Annotated in this window: 16 protein-coding genes; 5 read left to right on the forward strand and 11 right to left on the reverse strand. The window is 63.8% G+C overall.

Features of this window, described 5'->3' with window-relative positions; translation table 11 throughout:
* The 3 genes from ACYPXD_RS26905 to ACYPXD_RS26915 all read left to right on the forward strand — a co-directional run.
* A partial coding sequence (locus ACYPXD_RS26905; RefSeq protein ID WP_459718550.1) for a (2Fe-2S)-binding protein occupies positions 1-613 on the forward strand: 613 nt, incomplete at its 5' end.
* Between the two features lie 124 nt (positions 614-737).
* Positions 738-1313, forward strand: a complete 576-nt coding sequence (locus tag ACYPXD_RS26910; RefSeq protein WP_459718553.1) for an ANTAR domain-containing response regulator — start codon at positions 738-740, stop codon at positions 1311-1313.
* A gap of 10 nt (positions 1314-1323) precedes the next feature.
* On the forward strand, positions 1324-2490 hold the full coding sequence (locus ACYPXD_RS26915; RefSeq protein WP_459718556.1) for a CmpA/NrtA family ABC transporter substrate-binding protein: 1167 nt from the start codon (positions 1324-1326) through the stop codon (positions 2488-2490).
* 48 nt (positions 2491-2538) lie between these two features.
* Here the strand turns inward: ACYPXD_RS26915 and ACYPXD_RS26920 are convergent, their stop codons facing one another.
* Positions 2539-3465 carry a dihydrodipicolinate synthase family protein gene (locus ACYPXD_RS26920; protein ID WP_459718559.1) on the reverse strand — a complete coding sequence of 309 codons (927 nt, stop codon included), beginning with the start codon at positions 3463-3465 and terminating at the stop codon, positions 2539-2541.
* Between the two features lie 12 nt (positions 3466-3477).
* Positions 3478-5190, reverse strand: a complete 1713-nt coding sequence (locus ACYPXD_RS26925) for an IlvD/Edd family dehydratase (RefSeq protein ID WP_459718563.1) — start codon at positions 5188-5190, stop codon at positions 3478-3480.
* A 669-nt stretch (positions 5191-5859) separates the two neighbouring features.
* On the opposite strand from ACYPXD_RS26925, the gene ACYPXD_RS26930 reads away from it, so the two are divergent.
* A complete protein-coding gene (locus ACYPXD_RS26930) occupies positions 5860-6540 on the forward strand; it encodes a response regulator (protein WP_459718566.1) in 681 nt (226 codons plus the stop codon).
* An 82-nt stretch (positions 6541-6622) separates the two neighbouring features.
* On the opposite strand, the gene rhaS is transcribed toward ACYPXD_RS26930, so the two are convergent.
* The 6 genes from rhaS to rhaM all read right to left on the reverse strand — a co-directional run bounded on the left by rhaS (position 6623) and on the right by rhaM (position 12741).
* On the reverse strand, positions 6623-7654 hold the full coding sequence (gene rhaS, locus ACYPXD_RS26935) for a rhamnose ABC transporter substrate-binding protein (protein WP_459718569.1): 1032 nt from the start codon (positions 7652-7654) through the stop codon (positions 6623-6625).
* Positions 7655-7734: 80 nt separating this feature from the next.
* Positions 7735-8772 carry an ABC transporter permease gene (locus ACYPXD_RS26940; protein ID WP_459718572.1) on the reverse strand — a complete coding sequence of 346 codons (1038 nt, stop codon included), beginning with the start codon at positions 8770-8772 and terminating at the stop codon, positions 7735-7737.
* The gene (locus tag ACYPXD_RS26945; protein ID WP_459718574.1) at positions 8765-9823 is read right to left on the reverse strand and encodes an ABC transporter permease; all 1059 of its coding nucleotides are present in this window, start codon (positions 9821-9823) and stop codon (positions 8765-8767) included. The genes ACYPXD_RS26940 and ACYPXD_RS26945 overlap by 8 nt, the downstream gene beginning before the upstream one ends.
* A complete protein-coding gene (locus ACYPXD_RS26950; RefSeq protein WP_459718577.1) occupies positions 9820-11349 on the reverse strand; it encodes a sugar ABC transporter ATP-binding protein in 1530 nt (509 codons plus the stop codon). The genes ACYPXD_RS26945 and ACYPXD_RS26950 overlap by 4 nt, the downstream gene beginning before the upstream one ends.
* 104 nt (positions 11350-11453) lie before the next feature.
* Positions 11454-12347 (reverse strand): amidohydrolase family protein, encoded by an 894-nt coding sequence (locus tag ACYPXD_RS26955; protein WP_459718580.1) that lies wholly within the window; start codon positions 12345-12347, stop codon positions 11454-11456.
* A 10-nt stretch (positions 12348-12357) separates the two neighbouring features.
* Positions 12358-12741: an L-rhamnose mutarotase gene (gene rhaM, locus ACYPXD_RS26960; RefSeq protein ID WP_459718583.1), complete on the reverse strand. Its 384-nt coding sequence runs from the start codon at positions 12739-12741 to the stop codon at positions 12358-12360.
* Between the two features lie 174 nt (positions 12742-12915).
* On the opposite strand from rhaM, the gene ACYPXD_RS26965 reads away from it, so the two are divergent.
* A complete protein-coding gene (locus tag ACYPXD_RS26965; protein WP_459718586.1) occupies positions 12916-13926 on the forward strand; it encodes a LysR family transcriptional regulator in 1011 nt (336 codons plus the stop codon).
* 31 nt (positions 13927-13957) lie between these two features.
* On the opposite strand, the gene ACYPXD_RS26970 is transcribed toward ACYPXD_RS26965, so the two are convergent.
* The 3 genes from ACYPXD_RS26970 to ACYPXD_RS26980 form a co-directional block, all read right to left on the reverse strand.
* Entirely contained in the window at positions 13958-14740 is a 783-nt protein-coding gene (locus ACYPXD_RS26970) for an SDR family NAD(P)-dependent oxidoreductase (protein ID WP_459718589.1), read from the reverse strand.
* Positions 14741-14836: 96 nt separating this feature from the next.
* Positions 14837-16015 carry an L-rhamnonate dehydratase gene (gene rhmD / locus ACYPXD_RS26975; protein WP_459718592.1) on the reverse strand — a complete coding sequence of 393 codons (1179 nt, stop codon included), beginning with the start codon at positions 16013-16015 and terminating at the stop codon, positions 14837-14839.
* A 312-nt stretch (positions 16016-16327) separates the two neighbouring features.
* A complete protein-coding gene (locus ACYPXD_RS26980; protein WP_459718596.1) occupies positions 16328-17080 on the reverse strand; it encodes an SDR family NAD(P)-dependent oxidoreductase in 753 nt (250 codons plus the stop codon).
* Between the last annotated feature and the right edge of the window lie 54 nt (positions 17081-17134).

A 17134-nucleotide genomic window follows, 5' to 3' on the forward strand; every position in this document is an offset into this window, starting at 1 on the left:
GCCCGAACTGAAGCATGCGGCGGTGCGCATCGAGCGCGCCGACCTGCCGTGGCGGATGATCGCGGCACGCCGCGGCGACACGCTCGCGCTGCAGGCGGCGCTGCAACCGCTGCTTAAGGACTGCGCGTACGCATCGGTGACATTCGACGCGGACGATCTGCTGGTTCTGCGCGCCGCGCACACCGCCGCGCCGCAGGGGTGGCTCGAGCGCGTCTACGCGGCACTGGAGCTGCCGTCCGGCGACGACACGCTCGAATACCGCGACGCGCGGCGCGGACTGGACAGGCGCGCCATCTGGCGCGACAACGTGATCGACGGCTTCGTGCTGGCCGGCGACACCGCCAACGGCGCCGCATTGCTGGCAAGATTACGCGAGGCGAAGCCGTGGAGCGGACCGCGTTTCGCCGCATTCGCGAGCCTGCGCGCCGAACCGGTGGTGCGCGATCGTGTCGTCTGCGGATGCATGCAGGTAAAGGCGTCGAGCATCAACGAGGCGATTGCGCAAGGCGCAACCGTGCCCGAGCTGAAGGCAAAGCTCGGCTGTGGCACAGTCTGCGGTTCGTGCCTGCCGGAGCTGAAACGGCTCGTCGACACCGCTGCCGTCGCAGGTTAATGTTGCAGATGCGGCCGAGAGCGACAACGCCAGCGACAACGCCAGCGGCAACGCGCGCGACAAGACAGGCGCGAAGCCGCGCAACGCGGCGCCCCGCGCGACTGAAGAATCGAACTGGAAGACCATGCTGCGTGTACTGCTCGTGACCGATACCGACAAGCCGATAGGCGAATTGCGCGAAACGCTCGCGCAACTCGGCTACGAAATGCTGGCCGGCATGGCGACACCGCAGGCGCTGCACCGCACGGTCGAAAGCGAGCGGCCCGACGTGATCATCATCGATACCGAATCGCCGTCGCGCGATACGCTCGAACAGCTGGCGGTGATGAACGCGACCGCGCCGCGCCCCGTGCTGATGTTCAGCAACGACGCGAACCAGCAGCTGATTCGCGATGCGGTGGGCGCGGGCGTCACCGCGTATCTCGTCGAAGGTCTCGCCACCGAACGCCTCGCACCGATTCTCGAAGTGGCGCTTGCGCGCTTTGCACAGGAATCCCAACTGCGCGAACGTCTCGCGCAGGCCGAAAACGAACTCGCCGAGCGCAAGCTGATCGACCGTGCGAAACGCGTGCTGATGGAGCGTCAGAAAATGACCGAGCACGCCGCGTACGCGATGCTGCGCAAACGCGCGATGGACCAGAGCATCAAACTCGTCGACGTCGCGCGTCAGATCGTTGCGTCGGCGGGCTTGCCGGAATGATGGGCCGCTTATGACTGAATCCGCACACTCGCTTGGACCGGACACGGCGCGCACGCCGCACGCCTCGCCGGGCCGCCTCGAAAAAACCCATCTGCGCCTCGGCTTCGTCGCGCTCAGCGACGCCGCGCCGCTCGTTGCCGCGAAACTCTACGAATTCGGCCACGCGCATGGGCTGACGCTCGAACTCGTGCGTCAGCCGTCGTGGGCCGCCGTGCGGGACAAGCTCATCTCCGGCGATCTCGACGCCGCGCACGCGCTGTATGGCCTCGTCTACGGCGTGCAGCTCGGCCTTGGCGGACCGCAAACCGATATGGCCGTGCTGATGGTGCTGAACCGCAACGGCCAGGCAATTACGCTGTCCCGACGCCTGACCGAGGCGCTTGCCTCGCATCGCACGCTGCCCGAAGCGCTTGCGACGCTCGGCCGCAAGCCCGTGTTCGCTCAGACGTTCCCGACCGGCACGCACGCGATGTGGCTGTACTACTGGCTCGCCGCACAACACGTGCACCCGTTGCGCGATATCGAAAGCGTCGTGATTCCGCCGCCGTTGATGGTCGATGCGCTGCTGGAGGACCGCCTCGATGGCCTGTGCGTCGGCGAACCGTGGAATGCCGTGGCGCAGGCGCAAGGCGTCGGCGCGACGGTCGTCTATAGCAGCGAAATCTGGCCGGATCATCCGGAGAAGGTGCTCGCGTGCCGGCGCGATTTCGTGAGCCGTTTTCCGAATACGTCGCGCGCGCTCGTGCAAACGATGCTCGAAGCGTGCCGTTGGCTCGACGACGACCGGCATTGCGCGGAAATCGCACGGCGGCTCGCGCAGCCTGAATTTATCGGCGTACCCGTGGAGATGATCGCGCCGCGGCTGCAGCATGAAACCGGGCATGGCGCGCGTTTGCCGGTCCGTTTCTTCGCGGGCGGTAAGGTGAACTATCCGCGGCCCGATGACGGTGTGTGGTTTCTCACGCAGTATCAGCGCTGGGGCATGATTGACGCACGTGACGACTATGCGCAGATCGCCGCGCGGATCAACCAGACGCAACTCTATCGTGAAGCGGCGCAAAACGTCGGCGTGAGGGTGCCGGATATTCAAGCGCCGCAGGTGTTGATCGATGGCCGTCTGTGGGATGGCTCGAACGCAGTGAAATACGCGGAAGCCTTCGCAATACGAGGCCTATGACGCGGCTGTGTCGAGCCGCTATCAAGGTCTGGTGCGGCCTGTCGCAGGCTACCGCCGCCGGTCGCCGAACTCACCGAGACTCGCCGCGAACCGCCGCGCGCACTCGAGCCCAAACGCAGCGGGCACAACGCCCCGATCGTGCGCCACGTCGAACCCCATCCGCCACGCGGCGATGCGCTTGCCGTAACACGTGAGCGTATCGAGCGATTGCATCACGAACACGATCGCGGGCAATAGTTGCGCATACAAGCTTTCCGCACGCGCGGTATCGCCTTCCGCAAACGCCTGATAGATCGCCGCCTGCCAGTCGAACGTATCGGGCGCGACGATCAGCCCGGCGCAACCCGCGCGCAGATTGTCGACGAGTTCCTGGCCGCCCCTGCCGTTGAACACCGGCAAAGCCTGACCCAAAGCGCGCAGGCTTTCGATCGTCGCGCGGATCGTTACCGCCGGACCCTCGCCCTTCAGCCAGCGAAACTGCGGACATTGCGCCGCAAGCGCGACGATCGATTGTACGGACAAGCCGACGCCCAGATACTCGGGCGCATTCTGAATGCCGGCCGGTAGATGCGTGCGCCGCATCACCGCCGCGAAGAAGTCGAAATAGAATGACTCAGGCTGCCCGCGCGTCGAAGGCGGCTGCAAGATCAGGCCGGTCGCGCCGCGTTGCGCCGCATAGTCGGCCAACGCAGCCTGCGCATCGACCGTATCGCCGGTAATCGTCACCGCCAACGGCACACGCGATGCGATATCCGCCGCCGCCCAATCGATCAACGCATGCTTTTCTTCAAGCGACAGCCGGTTCACTTCGGTCGCAAGACCGAGGATCACGATGCCGCTTGCGCCCGCTGCAATCGTCGCGTCGACCTGGCGGCGCATCGCGTCGCGATCGAGCCTGTCCTGCGCGTCGAAGTACGCGTATAACACCGGCCACATACCGGCGGGCAGCGAAGAGGTCCCGGCAACGGCGCTCACGGTTCGCGCCGCTCAATGCGAATCGCGCGGCACCGGCGCACCGCTTGCGCCGACCAGGAAGTCCAGGTCCGCGCCCTGATCCGCCTGCAATACATGCTCGACATAAAGCCGGTAATAGCCGCGCTTCGGCAATTCAGGCGCCTGCCAGGCGGCACGCCGGCGTTCGAGTTCTTCATCGGACACTTCGAGATGCAGCCTGCGCGCCTTCACATCGAGTTCGATCATATCGCCGGTGCGCACGAGCGCGAGCGGGCCGCCCGCCGCTGCCTCCGGCGATACATGCAGCACCACCGCGCCATACGCGGTGCCGCTCATGCGCCCGTCGGAGATCCGCACCATATCGGTAATGCCCTTTTGCAGCACCTTCTTCGGCAGCGGCATATTGCCGACTTCCGCGAAACCCGGGTAGCCCTTCGGCCCCGCGCCCTTTAACACCATCACGCAGTTTTCATCGATATCGAGCGACTCGTCGTCGACCTTCGCGTGCAGTTCCTCGACGTTTTCGAACACGACCGCGCGGCCGCGATGCCGGAGCAGCGATTCGGTCGCCGCCGATGGCTTGATCACCGCGCCGTTCGGCGCGAGGTTGCCCTTGAGCACCGCGATGCCCGCATGCGGCTTGAACGGCTTCGCAAACGACGTGATGACCTGCTCGTTGTAATTCGGCGCGTCGCTCACGTTGTCCCAGATCGTTTTGCCGTTGACGGTCAGCGCATCGCGATGCAACAGCCCCTGTTCGCCGAGCTGCCGCAACACCGCGGGCAAGCCGCCCGCGTAATAGAAGTCTTCCATCAGGAATTCGCCGGACGGCTGCAGGTTCACGAGACACGGCACTTCGGAACCGAGTTCCCAGTCTTCGAGTGTCAGTTCGACACCGATGCGTTTCGCAATCGCAAGCAGATGCACGACCGCATTCGTCGAGCCGCCGATTGCCGCGTTGGTGCGAATCGCGTTTTCAAATGCCTGACGCGTCAGGATTTTGTCCATCGTCAGGTCATCGCGCACCATGTCGACGATGCGGCGCCCGGCCAGATGCGCGAGCACCTGGCGGCGCGCATCGACCGCGGGAATCGCCGCATTGTGCGGCAGCCCCATGCCGAGCGATTCGACCATCGACGCCATCGTCGACGCCGTGCCCATCGTCATGCAGTGGCCGCGCGAGCGGTTCATGCACGATTCGGCTTCGACGAACTCCTGCCGCGTCATCGTGCCCGCCCGCACTTCCTCGGACATTTGCCAGACGCCGGTGCCCGAGCCGAGCGTGCCGCCGCGAAAGCGGCCATTGAGCATCGGACCGCCCGATACGGCAAGCGCGGGCAGATTGCACGACGCCGCGCCCATCAGCAAGGCCGGTGTGGTCTTGTCGCAGCCGACGAGCAGAATCACGCCGTCGATCGGATTGCCGCGAATCGATTCCTCGACGTCCATCGACGCGAGATTGCGAAACAGCATCGCCGTAGGCCGCAAGTTCGATTCGCCGAGCGACATCACCGGAAATTCGAGCGGCAGGCCGCCCGCCTCGCGCACGCCGCGCTTCACGTAGTCCGCCAGCTCGCGGAAATGCGCGTTGCATGGGGTAAGCTCGGACCATGTATTACAGATGCCGATTACGGGCCGGCCGTCGAATTCGTCGTGCGGAATACCCTGATTTTTCATCCACGAGCGGTGGATAAAGCCATCTTTGTCGTCCCTGCCGAACCAGCTCTGCGAGCGTAGCTTGCGCATGTCGCCTCCTGTGTCTTTTTACTTTGCCGTCTATTGCGGCAAGCATTGAGCTTACCGCATCGGGGTCGCGCCGGCAGCGGCTCCCTGCGCGGCACGCATTCGCGTTATCCCTTACCCGCTTTTACTTTCCCTTATCCGCCGGTACTTTGCCGTCGTCGCGTTGCCCCATCAGCCACGTGCCTATCGCCGCAATATCGTCGGTATCGAGCGTCGCGGTATCGGCTTTCAATGGCAGCCGTGCGACGATCGGCCTGCGCCTTCGACTCGGCCATCTTCCGCGCAATCGTGACGGCGACCGCGTTCAGTTCGGGCCGTGCCTCGGCGCGCCGGCGCCGCCGGCCGAAATGCAACCGCCGATCGATCAGCCTTTCGAGATGCGCACCGGCCAGCTCGTCGCGCCGCTTACGGGACGACAGCCGCAATATGTCGCGGCCGGTTTCCCATCGCTCGAGTCCTGCCCGGAATGGATAAATACGACCATCCGGAATCCTTTCTTTTACAGTACGCTCCGGACGCGCAGAAGTATCTGCAATGCCCCCGCGACGATCTATAGGACTTCTTCTATTCTTTACCGACGATCCGTAAAATATCGTCACTTCGCTGCACAAGCAGCGATCGAACGCTAGAATCGCCGCGTTACAAACGCCGCGGTCATGCACCGCCCCAAGCATGTGCGTCCTCTCCAATGAACCAGTATCACGCGAGATCCGGATCGCCGTCGCCGACGATCATCCGGTGATCCGCCACGCGGTCGCTGCAGCAATCAGCCGCATCGCAGGCATGCGCGTCGCCGCGAGCATCGCTTCAGGTACCGAACTACTCGATGCGTTGCAAACGGGTGAATGGCATCTGATCGTCACCGATCTTTTGATGTACAGCGAGCAAGCCGATGACGATGGATTGCATCTGGTGAGGCGCCTGAAACGGCTCTATCCGGCCATTCCGGTCATGGTATTCACGATGGTTCACAATCGCGACATCCTGCATGAACTCGATCAGATGGACATTGCCGGCATCGTGTCGAAGTCCGAAAGCGTCGGCGTATTCACGGAAGCCGTGCTCGACGTCGCGGTGCATCGGCAGCCGTTCCGGTCCGCCAGCGTGCAGGACATACTTCGTGGTCCGCACGTAACGACGCACGAACCTTCTGTACGTTCGCTACTGACGGTGAAGGAACTCGAAGTGGTCCGCCTTTATGGAGCGGGACTGTCGCTCACGGAAATCGCGGCGCGCCTGAACCGTTCGATCTCCACTGTTGCCACGCAGAAGAGCAAGGCAATGCGCAAACTCGGTATCGAAACGAACGCGGACATCATTCGGTACGCGCAGGCCAATCGCCTCATTCAATAAAAAAGCCGCGCAGCAGGCCTGCGCGGCTCGTCCTTGACATCGGCGTTCAACCCGTTCGCCGCTTTGTAGCGGCCAGCCGGTGTCAGAAGTTGAAATTGTCGATATTGCTCGCGTCGAACGTGGTAGGCGGTCCGAGAATAATCTCGCCGTTCGCGCCGATCGTGCGCTTGCCGAGCTTGCCCGCTTCGAACGACTCGCCTTCCTTGCCGCTGATCGTGCCCGATGCGAGATTCGCCGCCGCATACGCGGCGAGATAACCGAGTTGACCCGGATCCCACAACTGGAATGCCTTCACCGTGCCGTTCTTCACGAACGCGCGCATCTGGTTCGGCGTGCCGAGGCCCGTCACCGCAACCTTGCCCTTGCTCGACGAGGTCGAGATGTAACGCGCGGCCGCGGCGATGCCGACCGAGGTCGGCGCAACGATTGCCTTCAGGTTTGGATACGCCTGCAACAGACCTTGCGTTTCGACAAACGACTTCTGGTCGTCGTCATTGCCGTACGCGATCTTCACGAGCTTCATCTTCGAATACTCGGGCTTTTTCAGCTCTTCCTGCATCCACTTGATCCACGTGTTCTGATTGGTCGCGTTCGGCGTCGCCGACAGGATCGCGAACTCGCCCTCGCCGCCCATCAGCTTCGACACGAGCTGAATCTGCCCGCGGCCGATGCTCTCCGCGTTCGCCTGGTTGACGAACAGCTGGCGTCCGTCCGGCGCCGTGTCCGAATCGAACGTCACGACCTTGATGCCTTGCGACATCGCTTTCTTCAGATACGGCACGAGCGCATTCGCATCGTTCGCGGCGATCACGATGGCGTTCTGCCGTTGCGTGATCAACGTGTTGATGTACGACACTTGCGAGGACGCGCCCGCATCCGATGGACCGACGACCTTGCCATCGCCCTTGAATTCCTTGATCGCGGCCATGCCGCCGTCATCGGCGATCACTTCGTACGGGTTGTTGATCTGCTTGGGGACGAAGGCGATCTTCAGGCCGCTTTTCACGTCGGCCGCGTGCGCGGCGCTCGCGACGCCAAGCATCGCCGCGCATAGCAGCGCCGCGGACACCGCGGTTTTCGCCGCAGTTTTCGCATACCGCAGGGGTTCATGCATTTTTCTGTCTCCTCGCTGGAATGACCGGACCGTGCGGGCCCGGGTGGTTGATATCGGTCACTACCGTGTCACTGCGCTTTTCAACTGGCCGCTTGCGAAGACGCGGACTTCGCAACGGACTTCGCAAGAAAGCGCCGGTCGCGCATTGCACGCCAGCGCGCCACGAGATTCGGTATCAGCACCGACGCAAGCAGCAACGCACCGGTGACGATGGTCAGTGTTTCGCTCGATACGTCGTCGAGCGTCAGTGCATTCTTCAGTACGCCGATAATCAGCAGCGACAGCAGCACGCCGATCATCGAACCGCGTCCGCCGAAAATGCTGACACCGCCGAACAGCACCGCGGCAATCACGGAAAGCTCGAACCCTTCGCCGTTATCGCCGCGCGCGCTCGTAAAGCGCAGCGTATAGACGATACCGGCCAGCGCGCTCATCCCCCCCGACAGCACGAAGGTGCTGAGCCGGATCTTCGCCACTTCGATGCCCGAAAATGCGGCGGCCGTCGGATTCGCGCCGATCGCATGGAGGCTTCGGCCGAACGCGGTGGCCTGCAGCAGCACGGTGAACAGCACGGCGCAGACGACGACGATCACGAACGGCAGCGGAATAAACGTGGCGCCAAGCGTATCCATGCCGAACGCGGTGTAGCCGGGCGGAAAATCCGCGACGGCCTGGTCGCCGAGCAATACATAGGCAAGCCCGCGAAACAGCGCAAGCGTGCCGATCGTGACCGCCAGCGACGGCAGGTTCAGCTTCACGATCACGAGCCCGTTCAACAGCCCGGCAAGCATGCCGAACCCCAGCACGAGCACGATCACCGCGGGCATCGGCAAGCCCATATGCCACAGCACGCCCATCAGCGCGCTCGATGCGCCGAGCACCGATGCGACGGAGAGGTCGATTTCGGCGGACACGATAATCAGCGTCATCGGCAGCGCCATCAACGCGATCTCGGTCAGATCGGCGAGCACGTTCGACAGATTCGCGCCGGTCAGAAACACGGGCGACAGCACGCGGCCGAGCACCAGCGACAGCGCGAGCACGATCACAAGCAGCGTCTCCCAGCGCAGCGGCGTTTGCCGCTTGCGCGTGAGCAGCGCGGAATCGGGTTTAGCCATGATCGCGTTTCCTCATCATGCGTTTGGCGACGGAGCGGGCCAGCAAGGTATCGACGGTGATCGCCGCGACGATCAGCGCGCCTTCGATGGCCTGCTCCCAGAACGGCGACACGTGCAGCACGACCAGCGCGATGCTGATCACGCCCAGCACAAGCGCACCGAGCGTGGCGCCGAGTATCGTACCGACGCCGCCCGTAATCGCGACACTGCCGACCACCGCGGCCGCGACCACCTGTAGTTCGATGCCCTTTGCCGTGCTCGCGTCGACCGTGCCGAAGCGCGCCAGCCATAGCGCGCCCGCAAAGCCCGCGATCGCGCCCGACAGCAGAAAGCCCGACATCACGCGCCGCTCGACATTGACGCCTGCGAGCCGCGCCGCTTCCGGATTCGAGCCGATGGCGTAATGCTCGCGGCCGCCGCGGAAATGCTTCAGATAGACACCGAGCGCGATCAACACCGCGGCGGCGATCAGCGCGAGCGTCGGAATGCCGAACGCCGCACCGGTAGCAAGCCGTGAGAACGCATCGGGCAGACTCGTCGCGTTGATTTGCCCGCCATGCACCCACGCGTAGTCGGCGCCCCGGAAAATATAAAGCGTCGACAAAGTCGCGACCAACGAAGGCACGCGGCCGACCGCGACGAGCAGCGCGTTGATGCCGCCCGCCACGAGGCCGATCGCCAGCCCCGCGGCCAGTGCGACGAGCACCGGCATATGCGGGAACGCAACGTACAGGCTGCCGACCGCATATGCGCTGATGCCGACTGTCGAGCCCACCGACAGGTCGATATGGCGCATCAGGATCACCACGGTCATCCCCGCCGTCAGCAAGCTGACGATCGACACATTCAGCAAGACATCCCGCAGGTTTTGCAGATTCAGGAATTGCGGCCGCGCGAGCGCGGTGCCCACGATCAGCAACAGCAGCACGACAAAAAGCGTCGTTTCGCGGCGCTTCGCGATGCTGCCGATGAAGCCGCCGGAACGCGGCGCGATGCGCTTTTCCGCCGGCGGCTGCACCGGTGTGGCATGGGTCGACGAATGGCGCATCATGCGGCATGCCCCCATTGAGCGGCGCCCTGGCCGAGCGCCGCGCTCATGATCCGTTCCTCGCTTGCATCGGCACGCGCGATTTCGGCGCTGATCCGTCCTTCGTGCATCACGAGCACACGATCGGCCATGCCGAGCACTTCGGGCAACTCGCTCGAAATCATCAGCACGGCCATGCCGTTCCGCACGAGTTCCGATAGCGCGCCATACACTTCGGCCTTCGCGCCCACATCGATGCCGCGCGTCGGTTCATCGATGATCAACACGTTCGGGTTCGTCGCGAGCCATTTGCCGAGCACGACTTTCTGCTGGTTGCCGCCCGAAAGCGTCCCGGCCGCCGCGCCCGGATCGTCGGCCTTCAGGCGCAGCCGCTTGCCCCAATGTGTCGCAAGTTGTGTTTCGCTGCGCGTGGAGATAAGCCCATGACGAACGAGGCGCCCCAGCACCGTCAGCGACGCATTGCGCGCGATGCTCAGTTCGAGCGCAAGGCCCTGCTGGCGACGGTCTTCCGGCACGAGCGCGAGCCCGGCGCGCACAGCCGCGGCGGGACGCCCGGGCGCCAGCCGTTTGCCGCCGAGCAGCACCTCGCCTGAGTCATATGCATCGATACCGAAGATCGCGCGCGCGACTTCGCTGCGTCCCGCGCCGACGAGGCCGGCCAGCGCGACGATTTCGCCCGCGCGCACGGTGAAGGAAATGTCCTTGAACACGCCGACGCGCGTCAGGTCACGCACGGCGAGCCGTACTTCGCCGGGCGTGACGTCGGCCTTCGGGTAAAACGTTTCGAGGTCGCGGCCCACCATCTTCGCGACGATCTGATCGGTGGTCAGCGCCGACGTCCGCGCATCGAAGACTTTCGCGCCATCGCGCATGATCGTGACGTGCTGCGTGAGCGCGAACACTTCGTCGAGGCGATGCGTGATGAACAGGATCGCGACGTCGCGTTCGCGCAGTTTGCGCACGATCGCGAAAAGCCGCTCGACTTCGGGCAGCGACAAGGCGGCCGTCGGCTCGTCCATGATCAGCACGCTTGCGTTCAGCGATAGCGCTTTGGCGATTTCAATGACCTGCTGGTCCGCAATCGAAAGCCCGCGCACGAGCTGGTCGGCGCGCAGATCGACGCCGAGCGAGGCAAGCAGACCATTCACTTCGTCGCGCATCGCATCGTATTGAATGCGGCCGATGCGGTCCACGGGCTGGCGGCCCATATAAATGTTCTCCGCAATCGACAGATCGAAGAACAGCGTCGGTTCCTGATAGATCACGGCAAGGCCCGCGTCGCGCGCTTCGGCCGGCGTCGCGAAGCGACGCGGCGTGCCGTCGATAGACAGCTCGCCGGTGTCGGGCTGATGCACGCCCGCGAGAATCTTGACGAGCGTCGACTTGCCCGCGCCGTTCTCGCCGAGCAACGCGTGCACTTCGCCGGGCCATAGGACGAGTGCGCCATCGGCGAGCGCGCGAACCCGCCCGAACGATTTGCTCGCGTGTTTCAGTTCCAGCCTCGGCACCGCGTCGGTGTGTTGCTGCACGGCCTGTCTCCTCCCGCAAGCAGCATCGTGTGTGTGCCGCGTTGTTACGGTTGCCTTGCGCTTCTATCAAGGCTCCGTCAAAGATTCGGCATCCGATCCGATAATCAGATGCGGTAAACGCGCTCGGCGTTGCGCACGAACAGCGCGGCTTTCTCGGCGTCGCTCGCGCCACCGACAATCGCTGCATACGCATTCCACCAATCCGCATACGCACCGAACTGCCGGTCGACCGGAAAATTCGACGCGAACATCGCACGCTCGACGCCGAACGCATCGATCGTTTCCAGCACATAAGGCCGCAAGCTCTCGACCGTCCAGCGGTGATCGAACATCGCCAGCCCGCTGATCTTCACCGCGACGTTCGCGCAGCCCGCCAGCTTGCGCATGCCTTCACGCCACGCGCGATACCCGCCCACGCTGTCGCGATCGACAAACATGCCGGTGTGGTTGACGATGAACTGCGTATCCGCATGTTCGCGTGCGAGCGCGGCCGCCTCGTCCATTTGCGACGGATACAGCTGCATATCGAACGACATCCGGTACTGACGCAGCAGCGCGAAGTTCGCACGCCAGGCCGCATCGCGCATCAGATGCCGGCCGATATAGTCGTACAGCCTGTCTTCATGCACGTTCAGTATTTGCCGAACGCCGCGCGTGTTGGCGAACGCCGCGTGCGCTTCGAGCACATGTGCCGCGTCCGGCGCGCCAAGATCGATGCCAGCGACGATGCCGTTCGGCATGCGGCGCGATGAAGGTTCATCGGCCACCTGCTGCAGCCAGCGCGTTTCTTCGACGAGGTCCGCCGGATCGTGATTCGCCTCGACGTGCACGACTTTCAACACCTCGACGGGCTGCGCATCCTCAAGCAAATCGGCAAGCAGATAGTCATGCCGCAAATCGCGCGCATCGCCGACAAACGAGACGCCCGGGTTCGCCAGCCACGGATAGTGATGCGTCTTCAGGTCCCACAGATGAATGTGCGGGTCGACCACTTGCATGGAGCGTCCTTTATCTGTTGAGTGCGTCGATTCGCCGGGCGTGCGGCGAATCGGCATTGCGCAACCGGAATACGCGCGAAAGCGGCTGCTGAGACGGTGTGTGATCGGGAGCGGTCTGCATGATGTCCGCCATGTAATCCCACCATTTGCGCATCACATCGAGATGCGGCAGTTCGTCCATCGAGTGATTGCAGGTGCGCGTCAGCACCGCGAACAGATGGTGCGTTGCGTCATCGTAGTAGATCGAATAATCGCGCACGCCTGCATGATGCAATGCATCGACAAGCTCGGGCCAGATTTCGTTATGGCGCCGTTCGTATTCGTCGCGCATGCCGGGGTTCAGCACCATTCGGAAAGCGATTGTCTCCGTGTTGCTGTCTATTTCGCGCTCCATGTCCTGCTCCCTCCCGTTCGGTCTTTCGTGCCTGATCAAGGCTTGCGGGTGCCGTCTGCCGCGGTTGCCGGGCGCTTTCGCGGTCGCGCGTATGCAGCGACTATAATTCGGGCGTCGATAGCCTCTCAATCCGTTGTTCGGATAGGGCGATACCGAAACCGGATCGCACACCTCATGAGCCAGAACCCCGCCACCGTCGCCCTTATCAATCGGCTCAAGTTCAAACATCTTGCGTTGCTGGTCGCGCTCGACGACACGCGCAACGTCCATCAGGCCGCCGACGCCATCAACGTCGCGCAGCCGAGCGCGAGCCGGATGCTCGGCGATATTGAAGAAGCACTCGGCTTTCTGCTGTTCGAACGCAATGCGCGCGGCATGCAGCCGACGCCGCTTGGCGTCGTCACGCTCGCCTATGCGCGCCGCGCCCTGGCCGAACTGACGCGTTTCGCCGACGACCTCGAGGTGAAGCGCAAAGGCGGCCACGGCCAGCTCACCGTGGGCGCGATCATGGGCGCCGCGCCCGATCTGCTCGCGATGGCCGTCGCGACGCTGAAAACCGAGCGGCCGCTGCTCAACATCTGCATCCTCGGCGAAACGAGCGACCAGGTCGTGCAGTTGTTGCACCGCCGCGAGATCGACCTCGCGCTCGGGCGCCTGACAAATCCGCTGCAGCACAACGATTTCAGCTTCGAACCGCTCGCGCGCGAAACGCTGCTGCTTGTCGTGCGCGCCGTGCATCCGCTGGCGAAACGCGCCAGGCTTACGCTGCCCGAAACGATCGACTGGCCATGGGTTGCACAGCCGATTTCGAGTCCCGCGCGCGTGCTGTTCGAAGAAGAGCTCGCGCGCGCCGGGCTGACGACGCCCGCCAACCTCACCGAATGCGCATCGATCTTCGCGACGCTGCAATTGCTCGAAAACTACGACGCGGTCGCGATGCTGCCCGAATCGGTCGTGCGCGATCACGTGCGCGGCAAGCTGCTCGTCGCGTTGCCGGTTGAAATCGGCAAGAGCCTGGCGGGCTTCGGCATTCTGACGCGCAAGGAAGAACCGCTTGCCGAGCCGGCTGTGCGCTTTGTCGAATTGCTGCGTCAGCATTCGCTCACGCTAAAGCGCGATGCGTCCACGGCCGGCGACGTGGCGCCGGCGAGCCGCGCTATACCAAAGATCGCGTCTGCGCATTGAGCACCGCGTCGAGCACCGCGTCGAGCACGCTTCATTGCAGGTTCACGAACAGGCCGCCATCGACGAGCAGCGCCGCGCCCGTCACATAGCGCGCCCGATCCGACGCGAGAAACACGACGCAATCGGCGACATCGTCGGGACGGCCTAACCGTCCGAGCGGAATGCGCTTTTCGAAGTACGCCTTCCTCGCTTCGTCGGCGAGGTCTTCTGCGTTCAGGTCCGTCGCGATCGTGCCGGGCATCACCGAATTGCAGCGAATGCCGTACGGTCCAAGTGCGATCGCGCACGATTGCATCAGCGAATGCACGCCGGCCTTCGTCGGCGTGTAGTGCGTCTGCATGCCGCCGCCAACTAGTGCGCTGATCGAGCTCGTCGCGACGATCGCACCGCCTGTGCCCTGCGCTTTCATCTGCTGCGCGGCGGCCTGCGTCACGAAGAACGCGCCGTTCAGGTTCACCGCCACGGTGGTTTCGAGCACGTCGGCCGGCATATCGAGAAACGCGTGAAACGGGCAGATGCCCGCATTGCTCGCGAGCACGTCGACCTTGCCGAATGCCTCGACCGTGCGGCGCACGAGCTCGGGTCCCGTCGCGCGATCGGCGACGTTGCCTTCGACCGCGATCACGCGGCGGCCGAGCGCTTTGATTTCGTCGACGACTTCCGCGACCGCGGAGCGGCGGTTATACGATGCATCGTTGTCGCCCCAGTAATTGATCGCGACGTCCGCGCCGTCCTTCGCACATGCCACCGCAATCGCCCGGCCGATGCCGCGCGAGCCGCCGGTCACGATCACCGCCTTGTCTTTCAGCAGCACAACTGTCTCCTTCGTTTGACTGATTTCGATGCCTTAGTGCTTTAGCGCGGCGCTTTCGGTGGGCGCTTTAGTGTGGCGCTTTTAATGTGGGCGCGTTTAATGTGGATAAGGCCGCGCAAGCGCGCATTCAGGATTCAACCGCACGCCGAAGCCAGGCGTGTCCGGCACCTTCAGCCGGCCATTCACGGGCACCGGCTCGTCGAGCAGCAGCGGCGTGAACATCGGCACGACCTCATCGGCCTTCGGCGCCATCATCAGGAACTCGGAGAACGGCGAGTTATGCCGCGTCACCACGAAGTGATAGCTGTACACCGACGACCCGTGCGGCACGACCAGCACGTTATGCGCATCGGCCAGCGCCGATATCTTGATCAGCTCGGTGATGCCGCCGCACCAGCCGACGTCCGGCTGGATCAGATCGCAGCATTGCATGTCGAGCAGCATCCGGAAGCCCCAGCGCGTCGCTTCATGTTCGCCGGTGGACACCATCATGCCGCGCGGAACGTTGCGGCGCAGTTCGGCGTAACCCCAGTAGTCATCGGGCGGCAACGCTTCCTCGATCCATTTGAGCCCATATTCGTGCGCCGCTTTCGCGAGCTTCGTCGCATAGTTGACGTCGAGGCTCATCCAGCAGTCGACCATGAGCCAGAAGTCGTCGCCAACGCGGCTGCGCATATCGGCGAGGCGCTCGATGTTCTGCTTCAGGCCCGCTTCGCCTTCGGCGGGGCCATGCTGCAGCGGCAGCTTGCCGCCGATAAAGCCCATCTCTTTGGCGAGATCGGGCCGCGCGCCGGTCGCATAGAACTGCAGTTCGTCGCGCACCGGTCCGCCCAATAGTTGGTACACCGGCTCTTTGCGCACCTTCGCGAGCAGATCCCACAACGCGAGATCGACACCCGAGATCGTATTGAGCACGATGCCTTTGCGGCCGTAATAAAGCGTCGAAAAGTACATCTGATCCCACATCTTCTCGATGTCGGTCACGCATTGCCCTTCGAGAAAACGCGCGAGATGCCGCTCGACGATAAACGCGCCGATCTCGCCGCCCGTCGTGACCGCGAAGCCGACCGTGCCGTCGCTCGCCTCGATTTCGACGACGAGCGTGCCGAGCACGTTGATGCCGAACGATTGCCGGCTTTGCCGGTATTCGGGGTAGCGCGCCATCGGCGTCGCAATATGGTCGTCGATCCAGTGGCCGCCGGCCTGATCGTGATAGTCGGCGCCGCCGCCGCGGACGACGAAGGCACGCACGTGCCGGATAGTGGGCATCGCCATGTTAGTAGGCTCCGTTATGTTTTTGCGGTTGCGGGTTGCGGGTTGCGCGGTTGCGCGGTTGCGCGGTTGCGCGGTTGCGCGGTTGCGCGGTTGTGCGGGTTGCGGGTTGCGGGTTGCGGGTTGCGGGTTGCGGGTTGCGGGTTGCGGGTTGCGGGTTGCGGGTTGCGGGTTGCGGGTTGCGGGTTGCGGGTTGTGCGGGTTGTGCCGGTTGTGCAATTGCGCGCGCAACCACTCGTGCACGGATCCGCATGACGTATACATGGCGGCACAGCGCGCGTGAAAGCCGGCTTGGTTAAGCGGATCGGCGGCCGGTCAATAAGTCGCGCGTCCGCCGGACAGGTCGAATACCGCGCCCGTGCTGAACGCGCAGTCTTCCGACGACAGCCAGAGAATCATCGACGCGGCCTCTTCTGGCAGCAGGAAGCGGTTCATCGGGATTTTCGACAGCATGTAGTCGATGTGTTCCTGCTTCATCGAGTCGAAGATCTCGGTCTTCGCGGCTGCCGGCGTGACCGCGTTAACAAGGATATTTCTGGTCGCGAGTTCCTTTCCGAGCGATTTCGTGAGGCCGATCAACCCGGCCTTCGATGCGCTGTAGTGCGATGCGTTCGGGTTGCCTTCCTTGCCCGCCACGGAAGCGATATTGACGATGCGGCCGTAGTTCTGCTTGATCATCAGCGGCACAATCGCGCGGCACGTGAGGTACGGGCCGATCAGGTTGACGTCGATCACCCGGCGCCACACGTCCGGCGTGAGATCCCACAACGTGCCGTTGCCGCCGGTAATGCCCGCACAATTGATCAGCACGTGAATCGCGCCATGCGCGGCGAGGGTGGCGGCAACCGCCTTGTCGATCGATGCCTCGTCGGTCAGTTCGACGGTGGCCGCCGAGACGGTGCCGAATGCTTCGAGTTCCTTTTTGCTGCGCTCGAGGCGCTCGCTATCGATGTCCCACAGCGCGACTTGCGCGCCCGAACGCAGCGCACGCTGCGCGACCGCGTAGCCGATGCCGCGCGCACCGCCGGTAATGACGACGACGCGGCCCTCCAGATCGATCTGATTCATCGTGCGCTCCTGTACGGCGCACGAATGGCGTGCGCGCCGTTATCGTTATTGCCG

It is taken from the genome of Paraburkholderia sp. 2C, assembly GCF_054589215.1.

Excerpts from the sequence above, each read along its gene's own strand:
- ACYPXD_RS26955 (WP_459718580.1), bottom strand. The coding sequence starts at position 12,347 with ATGCAAGTGGTCGACCCGCACATTCATCTGTGGGACCTGAAGACGCAT.
- ACYPXD_RS26930 (WP_459718566.1), top strand. The coding sequence starts at position 5,860 with ATGTGCGTCCTCTCCAATGAACCAGTATCACGCGAGATCCGGATCGCC.
- ACYPXD_RS26940 (WP_459718572.1), bottom strand. The coding sequence starts at position 8,772 with ATGGCTAAACCCGATTCCGCGCTGCTCACGCGCAAGCGGCAAACGCCG.
- rhaS (WP_459718569.1), bottom strand. The coding sequence starts at position 7,654 with ATGCATGAACCCCTGCGGTATGCGAAAACTGCGGCGAAAACCGCGGTG.
- ACYPXD_RS26925 (WP_459718563.1), bottom strand. The coding sequence starts at position 5,190 with ATGCGCAAGCTACGCTCGCAGAGCTGGTTCGGCAGGGACGACAAAGAT.
- ACYPXD_RS26915 (WP_459718556.1), top strand. The coding sequence starts at position 1,324 with ATGACTGAATCCGCACACTCGCTTGGACCGGACACGGCGCGCACGCCG.
- rhaM (WP_459718583.1), bottom strand. The coding sequence starts at position 12,741 with ATGGAGCGCGAAATAGACAGCAACACGGAGACAATCGCTTTCCGAATG.
- ACYPXD_RS26910 (WP_459718553.1), top strand. The coding sequence starts at position 738 with ATGCTGCGTGTACTGCTCGTGACCGATACCGACAAGCCGATAGGCGAA.
- ACYPXD_RS26980 (WP_459718596.1), bottom strand. The coding sequence starts at position 17,080 with ATGAATCAGATCGATCTGGAGGGCCGCGTCGTCGTCATTACCGGCGGT.
- ACYPXD_RS26965 (WP_459718586.1), top strand. The coding sequence starts at position 12,916 with ATGAGCCAGAACCCCGCCACCGTCGCCCTTATCAATCGGCTCAAGTTC.
- rhmD (WP_459718592.1), bottom strand. The coding sequence starts at position 16,015 with ATGGCGATGCCCACTATCCGGCACGTGCGTGCCTTCGTCGTCCGCGGC.
- ACYPXD_RS26945 (WP_459718574.1), bottom strand. The coding sequence starts at position 9,823 with ATGATGCGCCATTCGTCGACCCATGCCACACCGGTGCAGCCGCCGGCG.